The organism is Gemmata sp. (assembly GCF_051859125.1).
In the GTDB taxonomy this organism is placed as follows: domain Bacteria; phylum Planctomycetota; class Planctomycetia; order Gemmatales; family Gemmataceae; genus Gemmata.
The window spans coordinates 16,373-28,964 of sequence record NZ_JBHYGG010000269.1 but is presented as its reverse complement, the minus strand read 5'-3'; the positions used below and the strand labels follow the sequence as shown (position 1 = coordinate 28,964).

At 69.5% G+C, this 12,592-nt stretch carries 4 protein-coding genes; all 4 read right to left on the bottom strand.

Annotation, left to right across the window (positions count from 1 at the left end):
• Positions 1–106 precede the first annotated feature (106 nt).
• Positions 107–2,158: a hypothetical protein gene (locus ACTIGN_RS26465; protein WP_439629521.1), complete on the bottom strand. Its 2,052-nt coding sequence runs from the start codon at positions 2,156–2,158 to the stop codon at positions 107–109.
• A 180-nt stretch (positions 2,159–2,338) separates the two neighbouring features.
• Complete coding sequence (locus ACTIGN_RS26460) at positions 2,339–5,770, bottom strand: hypothetical protein (RefSeq protein WP_439629519.1); 3,432 nt, start codon at positions 5,768–5,770, stop codon at positions 2,339–2,341.
• A 180-nt stretch (positions 5,771–5,950) separates the two neighbouring features.
• Positions 5,951–9,562, bottom strand: coding sequence for a hypothetical protein (locus tag ACTIGN_RS26455; RefSeq protein WP_439629517.1), 3,612 nt, complete (start codon positions 9,560–9,562; stop codon positions 5,951–5,953).
• 87 nt (positions 9,563–9,649) lie between these two features.
• Complete coding sequence (locus tag ACTIGN_RS26450; protein WP_439629515.1) at positions 9,650–12,547, bottom strand: BatA domain-containing protein; 2,898 nt, start codon at positions 12,545–12,547, stop codon at positions 9,650–9,652.
• Positions 12,548–12,592 lie beyond the last annotated feature (45 nt).

The window sequence follows — 12,592 nt, the reverse complement described above, 5'->3', positions numbered from 1 at the left end:
TTTTGCGCCGGGTGTGCGGGTGGGTGTGGGGGGGGGGTGTACTTTGTGCACCCCCCCCCCCCGACTCGAAACCATTCACCTCGAAACGCGAAACCCTGCGGCCGGGTCACTGGTTCGCCTGGGTGGCGATCTTGTGCAGCATCTCCTGGAGCACCTTCTGGCGGTCGGAGAGCTGCTTCAGCTCGGCCTGGATCAGCGGGTCCTTGGCCTGGGTGCCCGGGTCCTGCTTCTCGTACGAGACGGTCCGCTTGTTGACCTGCTCCTGCTGCATCTTGATGAGCTTCAGCTCGTTGAGCAGGTCGATCAGCTTCTTGTCTTGCTTGCCGGGCTCCTTTGGGTCGCCCGGCTTGCCCTTCGAGTCCTTCATGTCCTGCTGCGCCTTCTTGAGCGCGTCCTTCATCATTGTGAGCTGCTCGATGATCTGCTCCTCGATGAGCTGGGTGCCCTCCGACTCGGTTTTGCGGCGGCCCTCGACGCGGCCCTCGTTGAGCCGCTTCTGGACCGCGACCATGTCGCCGCGGACCTCGGTGAGCACGCCGGCGAACACGACCGCCGAGCCCTCGCCCTCCATCAACTTGAGCGCCTTGTCGGCCTCGACGACGATGGCCTGTTCCTTGTCCGACTCGGTCTGCGACTTCTGGACGTCGGCGGTGGTCTTCTGGTTGTTGTTCTTGGTCACGCCGTCGTGAATCTTCTTGGTGGCCTCGTACACCTCGATCTGCATGCGGAGCATGCGGCCGACGCGCTCCTCCAGGTTCGCCAGGAGCTTCTCTAGCTCCTTCTCGCGGAGCTGCTTGAGCCGCTTCTCCAGCTCCTTGATCGCCTGTTCGAGCTTCTTGATCGCGTCGTCCTGCTTCTTCCCGGCGTCGTCCTGCTTGCCCTTCTTGATGTCGTCCTCGGCCCCCTGCTGCTGCGGGACGGCCTGCTGGACGTTCTCCTGGGCGTCGTCCTTCGGGGGCTGCGGGCCGCCCGGGGGCGGGCTGCCGCCCTTTGGGGGCTGGCCGCCGCCGGGGCTCGGCTTCGACTGGCTCGGCGGGCCGCTGCCCATCGGGGGCATGCCGCCGGCGTCCATCGGCTTGCCCTCGCCGCCCGGCATCCCGGCCGACGGCTTCGCGTCGCCCTTGCCCTCGCCCTGGGCCTTGCTGTCGCTCGGCTTCGGGTCGCCGCCCATCGGGCTCATGGGATTCTTCGGGTCGCCGCCCATCGGGTTCTTGGGATCGGTGGCCATCGGGTTCTTCGGGTCGCCGCCCATCGGCTTCGAGTCGCCGGCCTTGGGCTCGCCGCCCGTCCCGTCCTTCGGGGACTCCTTGTTGTCGCCGCCCGGCATGCCGCCCATCGGGCTCGGCTTCGCCTCGCCGCCCGTCCCGTCCTTCGGGGCCCCGCTCATCGGGTCCTTCGGGTCGCCGCCGGCCTTGTTGTCGCTCTTGTTCTCGCCAGTGTCGGGCTTGGCCTGCGGGTCGGCGTCGCCGGGCTTGGCCTCGGGCTTCGGCTCGGCCTTGCTCGGCTCCTTGGCGTCCGGGTTGCCGGCGTTACCGGCCGGGTCCTTGGGCTCGGAGCCGGGAAACTTGTTGGCGGTGTCCTGGGTCCGCTTGGCGAGTTCGGCCTGCTCGCGGGCGATCCGCTCCTTGTCGCCCTTGCCCTCGGTGCGGGCGCGGAGGTTCTCCTGGTCCCGCTTGTGCTTGGCGATCTCGGCGATCAACTTCTGCAGTTCGGCGATCTCGCGCTTGATCTTGTCGGCCTCGTCTTCGGTTTCGAGGGTCCGAAGGATCTCGTCGAGGGCCGCGATGAGCTTCGCGTCCTTACCGATGATCTCGTTGAAGTCGGACCCGGTCGGGTTGTTCGTCCCGAGCCCCTTCACGATGCCGTCGAACAGGTTCTTGACGCCCTTCTCGTCGGCGATCTTGAGGGCGGTGCGGAGCGCCTTGGCCCGCTCCTTCTCGTCGGCGTTGTCGCTCTTCTCCCACCGCTGGGCGAGGCGGAGCAGTTCGTCGGCGAACCGCTGGTACAGCTTGGCGTTCTCCTGCTGCGTGCCGCGGATGTCGCCGGGCTTGATCTCCGGCGGGGCCTTGGGCGGCTGCGCGAGCAGCACGGACGTGAGCGAGAAGAGGCCGAGGGCCGCTGTGAACGCGAGCGGCATGATCGGCAACCGGCGAGTCATGGGAACATCCTCCGGAACGAGTCGCGGTGGTTCAGGCTGCAAAGGAGACGACCCAGGGAATCCGATCCAACCGTGGCGGAGGGGATAACCTTCGGGCGGGGCGGGCCGTTACACGAGCGTTACCGGTCGGGAACGCGCGAGCGGGGGGCAGGTGCCCCCCGCAGTGCGACACAACTCGGATCACTTCACGGTGATCGGCACGACGATAGGGACGATCTTCCCGGGAACGTCGGGGCCGACCACGGGGGTCAGCGTCACGGTGAAGTCGCCCTCCTTCGACCCGGCACGGACCTCGTACTCGAAGTCGATGCTGTTCTTCTCGAAGTCGAGTGTGATCTCCGCCGGCACCACGACCGACGGATCGGATGCGACCACCTTCACCTTGAGCGTGTCGCTCTCGAACTGGCCCCACTTGATCGTCTGGCGGAGCTTCTTCGCCTCGCCCTTGGCCAGGAACAGCGGGCCGGCCGTGCCCAAGAGCGGAATCTTCGACGTCCGCTCCCGGGCGGCCTCGATCTCTACGTCTCTGATCGCCTTGCTGATGAGCAGTTGCTTGTCCTTGATCGACTGGATCATGTTCCGCAGGCGGTCCTTGGACTGGACCTCGCCGAGCAGGGCGCGGATCTTCACGATCTCGTCGTACAGCTTGCCGAGTTCGAGGTACGCGGTGTTCACGACCCCCGGGTCGATGTACCGGCCCTGGTCGAACTCGGTCTGGGCGGTGCCCATGAGCCGGTCGACCGCGGGGAACGTGGACTGGGGCTGCCGCTGCCCGAGGCTCCGCTCCTCGGCCTCGCTCACGGTCGGCGGGTTCTCGCCGAGCGTGCGCTCCAGGCGGTTGGCGTACTCGCCGTAGAACGCGATCGACTTCTCGTTCACCACGTTGTAGATGCACTCGCGCTCGAGCCGGCGGAAGTCGCGGGCGACCTGCTGGATCGTGTCGCGGGCCTTGAGCACGTCCTGCCAGGCGTCCTTCGACCGCACCTTCACGGCCTCCAGTTCGTCGGGCAACTGCCGCTCGGCCTTGGACCGCACGAACTCGTACTTCACCTTCGAGCCGTCGAGCTTCTTGATGACCTCGTCGAGCTTGCCGCCGAGCCGCTCCTCGTCCTCGCCGAGCTTCACGAGCAGGTCGCCCTCGGACACGACGAGCAGCGTGATCGGCTCGGACCGGCCGACCCGCGGGCCGGTGTCGAAGTTCGCGTCGGTCGCCTCGACGCTCAGCGTCAGCTCGTACCGCGGCTGCACGTCGCCGGGGGCGACCTGGAGCGCCTTCAGCGCGCCGACGTCGAAGTAGTCGCCGGACACCTGCCAGCCGAACTTCTCGAAGATGCCGTCCGGCCGGGTGAACCCCATGCGGGCCTCGGTCCGCAGCTCGATCCGCTTGACGAGTTCGGGTTTGACGCCCGCGGCCGGGTCGCTCAGGCGCGACTTGATCGTCGCGAGGGTCTCGCGCTTCAGGCTGTCGTTGAGCCCGCCGCGGCCGGCGAACTGGCCCATCGGGAACGACGCCTCCTTACGGGCGTTGGCGTCGTCGGACGCGACCTGGAACACGTACGCCCCGGCCGCGACCGCCAGCCCCGCGACCTCGCCCGCGACCGCGGGCACCGCGGCCGCCTTGCTGAAGTTCGCGAACTGGAGGCCGCGGACGGTGGTGGCGTCCTTCGGCTCGTAGGTCATGGTGTACGCGACCTTGCTGAGCCCCGAGTCGTCGCGGATGCTGCTCTCCGCGTTGAACGGGATCTTGGCCCGCGTGGTGACCCAGAACTCCTTGCCGACCTTGCGGATGAACTCGGGCACCACCTCGACCACCGGGGCCTGGTCCTCGGTCACCTGGATGAGGATCTGCCACGGCTTGGTGAGGTGGATGCCGTCGGCGTTCACGAAGTCGAGGTCGAACTCGACGACGTCGGTGACGCGGTCGGCCCCCTTGAACGCCATGGAGAAGCTGCCGCGCTCGGCCGGTGCGTCGCCCTCCTTCTCGGTCACCAATTTCGTCTCGACCGGCAGCGGGACCGGGTCGTCGGACCGCAGCTCCTTGCCGTCCACGACCTTCACCTTGCCGCCCGGCACGCGGCCGCGCTTCGGGAGCGCGAACGCCCCGGTGATCGGCTTCTCGGTGAGCCCGTGGATCACGAGTTCGCTGCCGACCGGGACGACGAACACGGTGCGGTCGCCGGTCGTCGACAGCTTCTCGTCCGGGACGCGCTGGCGGAGGCCGGCGAGCTCCTTCCACCCGCCGACGACCATCTTCGCCGGGTCGGCCGGGTCCGGGACCAGCGGCGAGGCGTAGTGCAGGTAGGCCGGCTGGTACTCCTCCTTGATGAGGGTCATCAGCGACGGCGGGGGGACGAGGGTGATGCCCCGCTCGGGGGTGCGGAAGTCTTCGGCCCGGACCGTGAACAGCACGTCCTCCGTGAGCCCGGTCACGTCGCCGGCGTACTCGTCGCTGCCCTCGGACTTCAGCTCGCCGTCGCCGGCCGTCTGCACGCCGACGTACTTGAACGTCACCTCGGTCGGCTTGTCGAGCTTCCGCAGGGTGCGGCCCGACGACGGCCGGGCGGCGATCTCTTCGAGCTTGTCGAACACGGCGCTGAGTTCCGTGTACCGCTCGCCGCCCATCGCGGTGCTGATCGCGGCCCGGGTGGTCTGGTCCTCGAGGACCGCGTCGACGGTGCGGGCGGCCGGGTCGGCGGGCAGCGCCGTCGTGGCCGGCAGTTCGGGCACGGGGACTCCGACGAGGGCCTCGGTCACGTCGGCCCACATGAGCGGCCGCCACCCGTTCGGGCTCGTGCGGTCGGCGACGACCCACTGGTACGCCTTCACCCTGAGCCGGGGCGGCGCGCCGTCGCGGGCCACGCGGATCCCGGCGTCGCCCATCGGGGCGTTGTCCCTGGCGCTGCGGAGTTCCACCAGCGCCCGCCGCGGCCACGGGGTGTCCATCAGGGCGAGGTCGCGCTCGGCGATGATGCTGGCGACGTGGTAGCCCGTCCACGCCGCGTGCGCCGGCTGGAACCGCCCGGCGGAGGCGGCGTGGGCCGCGAACGCGACCGCCACGAGCCCGCCCACCCACGCGACGAGCACCGCGGCCAGCACCCGGAGCCGCCGCCAGTTGAACACCTCGTTCACCGGCACCTTCGCGACCTGCTCGCGGGCCTCGTCCACGGTCCGGCGGATCATCGCGACCGAGTACCCGAGCTTCGCGGCGTGGTCGTAGTCGGCCAGTTCGACGGCCGTGATGAGCCGGTCGCCGAGGAGCTTGGGGAACTTCCGCTCGAGCACGAGCGCCAGCGCGCCGTGCGAGAACTCGACGAGGACGCGGCGGGCGATGCGGAACACGAAGATCCCGCCGAGGAGCCCGGCGGTGGCGGCGAGCGCCGCGACCCGGAGCCCGTACGCGCCGTCCTGGACCCAGTCCCACCCGAACGCCTTGAACACGCCGTAGTCGAGGACGAGGGCGAGGGTGAACCACGCGACGAGGAACAGCAGGACCGAGAGCACGCCCTCGATCAGGACGTACCTGCGGATCGTGCCGCGGAGCTGTTCGAGCGGGCTGTAGATCCGCTCGTCGCGGGGGGTCGCGGGCTTCGGGGTGCCGGTCGCGGTCGCCATGATCTTCGGTCCCACAGGGGCAAGTCGTACGTGTTTCGCTCGCGGTCGCGGGGCGCTGCGCCCGGTGACACCGTGTTTGTCTTCTGTAGCCGGCCTCTGTGAGGGCGGCGCGTCTGGGACTCCGTGTGCGTCCGGGGTCACAGACCCCGGCTCCAGCAACCAAAGCAAGACCCGTTGGCGTCACGCCAGCCGCAGGAGCTTCCGGCACAGCCACTCGAAGCACAGCCAGGTGACCACCACGAACAGCACCCAGCTCACGGCGATCTGGCTATTCGCGGCGCGGGCGGCGACCGGCTGGCCGGCCGCGTCGACCGGCGGGGTGTCCTGGGCCGAGGTCCGGAACACGCGCGGCCCGCGGGTCACGAAGTCGCGGAGCGGGGTCGCGGCCCGCTCGTTCTTGTCGGCCCGGTCCCGGAACCCCCACTTCTTGAGCTGCTCCTGGGCGGCGGGGCTGTCGACGTCGAGCAGCGCGACCTTCTCGTCCCACAGGTCCTCGACCGGGCCGCGGTGGTCGTACCGGCGGGTGTCGGTCTTGAAGCACTCGGGGATCAGCCGGATGAGCGCCTTGTCGGAGAGCTTGAACGCGAGCTTCGTGGCCGCGCCCTCCTTGGGGAGCCCCGCGGCGAACGCCGAGCGGACCCGCTCGGGCACCCGCTCCTGGAGCGCGTCGAGCGGGCTGGCCATCTGGAGCATCGCCGCCAGGTCCGGCTTCGTCACGTCCATTTCCAGGTCCGACTTCAGCACGCGGAACGGGCTGCGGACGGTCTCGCCGGTGCTGTCGGGCACGTCCACGACGGCGAAGTACTCGTAGTCGCCGGGCGGGAACAGCTTCGGGTCGGCGGCCACCTGCCCGCGGAAGTACCCCTCGGCCCCGGACGCCGTCAGCGGGAACGGGCCCTCTTCCTTCTTCTCGCCGTTGGGCGACACGCGGAGGATCTTGAACTTCGGGTCGATCGCCCCCGGGGGGTAGGGCTTCGAGGTGGTGCCGAGCAACTGCGCCGTCACCCGGATCGGGTTGGTCGAGATCACCTCCTTGTTGGTGATGACCCGGCCGCGGGACGCCTTCACGTTCCGCTTGGCGGCCATGTACTTGATGAGCTTGGCCCAGTACCGCTCGTAGTACTCGCGGTCGAAGGCGTACATGCGGTAGATCTCGCCGGACCCCATGTACGCGGTGCGGAACCCGGCCGCCGGGTTGCTCACGACGATGTACGGGCGGAGCACCTTCTCGCCCCGGTCGTCCAGGTCGGCGAACTCGGCCAGCACGTGCGCGCCGGGCTTCACGTCCTTCACCGGGTAGCACGAGAAGAACCCGCGGCGGGGGAAGAACTCGACCTTGAAGTCCTTGCTCTCGGCGTACGCCTTGCGGTCGGTGAAGAACCGCTCCCACCCGGCGACCGGGTCGGTCTCGGGCTCCTTGCCGTCCTTCTTCTCCTCGACCACCGCCGGGTCGTCGATCTTCAGCAGGTCCGAGCCGGGCAGCGGGTGCAGGTACAGCCGCCGCGGGGTCTTGGGGATCGCCCGGATCTTCACGGCGATCACGTCGTCGGGGAGCACTGGGAGGACGTCGAGGACCGGGCTGAGGCGGCTGTTCGGCTCGACCCGGGCGAGCTGGTACGTGTTGATCCGGTCGGCGACGAGCACGAACCCGCCGCCCTGCCGCTCGACCCACACCTTCAGGTCGTCGGCCTGCTGCTGCGACACCTCGGTCCAGTCCGGGTCGAACGCGAGGATGACGTCGTACTCGTTGAGGTTGTACGGCTTCTGCTCGGGGTCCGGGTCCTTGGCGGCCAGGTCGAGCCTGTTCGGGAACCGGGCGATCAGCTTCTCGGTCGGGTTCGGGGTCAGCTTGCCGGTGGTGCCGGCCTCGTTCTGCACCAGCACGGTGAGCGCGGCCCGGTTCTCGGCCACCTCGCGGTTCAGGAACGTGCGGGCGAACTGGAACTCGCGGCTCGGCGCGCCGGCCATCAGCAGCACGCGGATCTTCTTCTGGATCACCTGGATGCCGGGCCGCTCGCGGACGTGGAACTCGTCCGGGAACACCTCGTTCTCGTCGCGGGGGATGCGGGCGCGAACGGTCCACGGCCCCTCGCGCAGCACCGGCTTCTTGATCGCCGCGTCCTTCGACTCGGTCGTCAGGGCGCGGGCGTCCGGGTCCGGGTCGGCCGCGAGCCGGGCCGGGTCGACGACGAACTCGACCTGGCCGTGCGGCGGGTCGCCGGGGGCGAACGTGAGCGTGTACGGGGTGAAGCTCCCGCGGCCCTTGTCCGGCCGGTTGTCCTTCAGCGTGAACGCCGGCTTCGCGGTCTTCGGGTCGCTCCCGGGCGGGAACAGGTCGAGTTCGACCGCGACCGCCTTGCCGGCGAGGTTGGTGCCGTCGGCCTCGACGGACACCTTGAACCCCTCGTCGGGCGACGCGACGTCGTCGGTCTGCACGTCGGTGATGCTGATGCTGGTGCTCTGCCGATCCTCACCGACGGCGACCATGAACACGGGCACCTTGGCCTGGGCCGCGGCCGCCCGCAGCTCGCGGTACGACGAGTCGGACCCGAGGTTGCTCCGCATGTCGGAGAACACGATCACGCCCTGGACCATGTTCGGGGACTCGCGGTTGATGGCCGCGGCGACCGAGTCCGGGACGTTGGTGCCCAGGGCGATCGACTTGGCCACGTCCACCCGCTTGTCGAGCTTCTCGAGGTTGTCGGCGAGGGTCGCGTTCCCGGCCTCGCTGATCCCGTTCACGAGCGTCTCGGGGAACGGCACGGTGCCGCCCTTCTCGGTGTCGAACGCGGCCTTCTTCGCGGCCCACCGGGCGCGGTGCTCGACCCACTTGGCGGCCCACTCGGCCCAGTTCGCGGGCTCGGGCTTCTCGACGCCCGGGGCCGGCTTCGGGCCGCTCCACTCGACCGGGGTGCCCGTGTTGCGGACCGCTTCGAGGTCCTTGGCGTCGAGCCCCTTGGTGATGAGCGGGCGGAAGTCGTACTCGGCGAGCGCCCGCCACTCGGCCGGCCCCCACGGGGTCTCGTCCCGCTCGATGACGCGGGACGACTCGTCGAGCCGGGTGCCGAACGGGTACACCGCGACCGGGTTCTGCTCCAGCAGCTTCTGGACGAGGGCGACGTCCTTGTCGGACAGCAACTCGATGAGCGTGTCCATCCGGGTCTTCTGCTTCAGCCCCTTGCGCGAGACGTCGTCGCTCACCCGCGTCAGGCTCGGGGAGATGTCCACGAGGACGACGACGCGGGACTTCTTCTCGGTCCGCTCCCAGGTCTGCCGGGCGGGGAGCAGGAACACGAAGCACAGGATCGCGTACACGCAGATGCGGCTCGCGGCGAGGAGCGCGGCCCAGTACCACTTCACGGTCCGGGCGTCGCGGACGTACATCCACGCGACGAACACTGACCCGACGGCGAAGACCGCGCCGATGAACACGTACCAGTGCTGCGCGTTCGACTGGCCGAGGGCCGAGAGCTGCGCGACCGCAGCCCCGCCGCCCTTCAGTTGCGAGGCGTCGGCCCGGTAGAACTGCACCAGGGTGACGAGGACCAGCGCCGCGACGGCGAGGATCGCGCCCCACCCGAGCCAGAACTGGGTGCCGTCGGGCTTGGCGTGCGGGTGCGCCTTCGCGCGGTACCGGCCGTACCCGTACCGGGCGACGACCGCCAGCACCGCGACCGCCAGGAGCCACGGCGGAACGGACCCCAGAAGGTCCGTTCGGAACTGGGTGAACGACTCGCCCAGCCGCCGCAGGACGAATTCGCTTTCCTTGATCGGCTCGTTCGTGGGGTTCATCGCGTATTCGTCTCGCGCTGGTGCGTCGTGTGTCGTGTGTCGGCGTCGGTCGCAGCGAGCGGGGGCGTGCGCCCCGGGCTCACCGGCTCACGTCGGCGGGGCCGCGGGCTCGGCCCCTTCGGTCGGGACCACGGTGCGGCCGGCCATCGCGGCGGCGGCGCTCGGGGCGAACATCTCCACCTCGTCGGGCCGGTTGTGGTAGCTCAGCCGCACGGCCATCGCCTGTTCGAAGATCAGGACGCACAGGATGAGCAGGTAGATCCACCGCCCGCTCGACAGGTCCGTCGGCTTCTGCTCCAGGACGCCGAGCCACGCGTCGTCCTCCAGCGAGTGGACCTCCTCGGCCCCCTTCGCGGTGCGGGCGAAGTCGTCGGTGTGGACCCGCTTCAGGTCGCCCTCGTGCTCGGTGTCGAAGTTGAACACGGCCGCGTGGTACTCGGGCTTCTTGCTCGGGGCGCTCGCCGGGTCCGTGTCCCGCTTCAACCGAGTCAGGCCGAACAAGTACACCCCGGGCCGCTTTGAGTCGCCGAAGTTCAGGTGCATCGCGCCGTCCTTCGAATCGAGCACGACCTTCTTGCCCGGCTGCCCCGGGACCGGGTCGCGGATCGGCGGGAGCTTCTGGTTCCCCTTCTCGACGGTCGCGGCGTCGTAGGTCAGGAACGACCACGCCACCTCGGGCTCGTACCGGCCCAGCTCGAACGGCAGGTCGAGGGGCGAGCCGATCGAGCGGTTCTCGTCGGTGCTGCCGCCCGAGAGGTACTTCTGCAACTCGGTCATGACCGCGACCCACCCGGCGAGGCCGGGGCCGAGCGGCCAGTTCGTCCACGGGGCGGACACCGGGATGGTGAACACCGCGACGCGGCCGCTGCCGTACTTGCGGGCGACGTACAGCGGGTCGCCGAACCGGCTGGAGTCGCGGAGCGCCTGCGCCAGCGACTTCGCCTCGGACATCTCGGGCTGGCTCCAGAACTCGCGGAGCAGCGCCTCGCTCGCGTCGCCCTCGCTGATCTGGTCTGAGAGCAGCTTGTCGGCCTCGCGGGCAAGTTCGGTGAGCGGCGGGTTCTCGGGGTCGCCGGCGAGTTCCCGCATCCGGCCCAGGATCGCGTCCACGGTCCCGCGGTACTTCTCGAACTTCGCCTCGCCGTACTTCGCCTTGATCGCCTCGGTGAGCTTCTTGACCCGGGCCTCGAACTCCGAGATCGCCTGGTCGTTCGGCAGGCAGTACAGCTCCTGGATCGAGCGGTCCTCGCGCCACTTGCCGATCCGGGCGACCGGCCAGTGCTGGTCGATGCTGGTGATCATGAACGACAGCTCGACCTTGATGGCGGTGTCCTTGTCCGCGCCGGCCTTGCTCTCGTAGATCCCGCGGAGGGCCGGGTGGCTCTTCGCCGCCGCGTCGCGGAGCAGGATCCGCTTGGCGAGGGTGTCGTCCCGCTTCTTCTTCTGCTCCTTGGTGAGCGGCGGCGTCGGCTCGGGCGGCAGCGGGAACGGCAGGAACCCGTCGCCCTTGCGGTACGCCAGGTTGTTGTAGTTCTCGACGCCGACGTTCGGGCCGAGGAACACGCCGACGCCGCCGCCGTCGACCTTGACGTACCGCTCCAAGTTCGCGACCTGCGACGCGGTCAGGGCCGGGATGTTCACGAGGTAGATGCTGCTGAAGTCGCGCAGGTCGCGCTTGTCGAGGTCGGCCGCCGTGCCGCTGACGACCTCGGTGCCGCTGAGCTTGGTCTCCTCGAACAGGAGCCGGAGCGAGAAGCTGTCGCCGTCCTTGCTGGTCGGCTTGTCCTCGTCGGGCGGACGGGTGACGAGCAGCACCGACAGCTTCTCCTTCACCTCGACGACCGCGTGGCGGACGTTGTCGGCGGCGATCGCGTCGGAGCCGGTGTTGTCGAGCAGTGCGGTGACGACGTTGAACCGGCCGAGCGGGTCCTCGCGGGTGCCGGTCGTCGCGCCCTGGGTGCTGTTGAACGTGACGGTGAACGTCTGGGTCGCCTCCTGCCCGCCGGGGAGCGTGTCGAACCGCACGTTGACGAAGTGGTTCGTGGCCCCGTTGACGAACACGTCGGCCCGCACGTCCTTGAGGTCGGTGCTGCCGTAGTTCCTGACGCGGATGTCGAACTCGACCTCCTTCTCGTAGGCGGTGACCCGGTTCCGCGGCTTGAGTTCGACGATGCCGACGTTGTCGCTGTACGCGGGGGACTTGCGGTCCACCTTGCGGCCCGGGGCCGCGACGTCGATGAGGTGGACCTTCACCCCCTCGTCGGTGAGTTCCTTCACCGCCTGGGTGATGGCCTCGGCGTCGCGGGTCCAGTCGGCGCTCCGCATGTCGGACACGAGGTGGACGACCCGGGCCGTCTCGTTCCCCTTCAGCCCGGCGAACAGCTCCCTGGCCCGCTTCAGGCCGGGGACGACGCTCGCGTGCAGCGGCGACGGCTTCTCGGCCGCGAGGGCCGCCTTCACCGCCTCGATCCCCTGGGTGGTGATCGCGTCGGCAGCCCGGTCCGGGTTGGCGCTCGGGTTGAGCAGGTCGGCCCCGTCGGACATGCGGACGAGCCGGAGCGTCTGCGGGGTGCTGGCCTTCGCGACCGCGGGCAGCAGCTTGTCGGTGACCATCGACTTGGCGCGGGCGAAGGCGTCCTTCCCGCCGGCCGCGGCCGCGCCGGTGTCGCCCATGCTGGGCGTGTCGTCGAGGACGACGACGTGCAGCACCGGCCGCGTCTCCTTGCTGGCCGACGGGTCGCTCCCGAGGAACCGGGCCAGGAGCAGCCCGGCGAGGACCACGAGCAGGACGCGCAGGAGCAACAGCAGGAGCTGTTCGAGGATCTTCTTGCGGCGCATCTTCTTCTGCGCCTTGAGCAAGAACTCCATCGCGGCCCACTGGACCCGCCGGAACCGGATCCGGTTGATCAGGTGGATGATGACCGGCGTGGCCGCCAGCCCGAGGCCGGCCGCCATGACCCACGGGTTCAGGAAAAACGACATCATCGTGGCGAATCTCGGCTGATGAACCGGGGGTCGAAACCCGGGCTA

Coding starts and splice junctions, on each gene's coding strand:
- ACTIGN_RS26465 (WP_439629521.1), bottom strand. CDS start 2,158: ATGACTCGCCGGTTGCCGATCATGCCGCTCGCGTTCACAGCGGCCCTC.
- ACTIGN_RS26460 (WP_439629519.1), bottom strand. CDS start 5,770: ATGGCGACCGCGACCGGCACCCCGAAGCCCGCGACCCCCCGCGACGAG.
- ACTIGN_RS26455 (WP_439629517.1), bottom strand. CDS start 9,562: ATGAACCCCACGAACGAGCCGATCAAGGAAAGCGAATTCGTCCTGCGG.
- ACTIGN_RS26450 (WP_439629515.1), bottom strand. CDS start 12,547: ATGATGTCGTTTTTCCTGAACCCGTGGGTCATGGCGGCCGGCCTCGGG.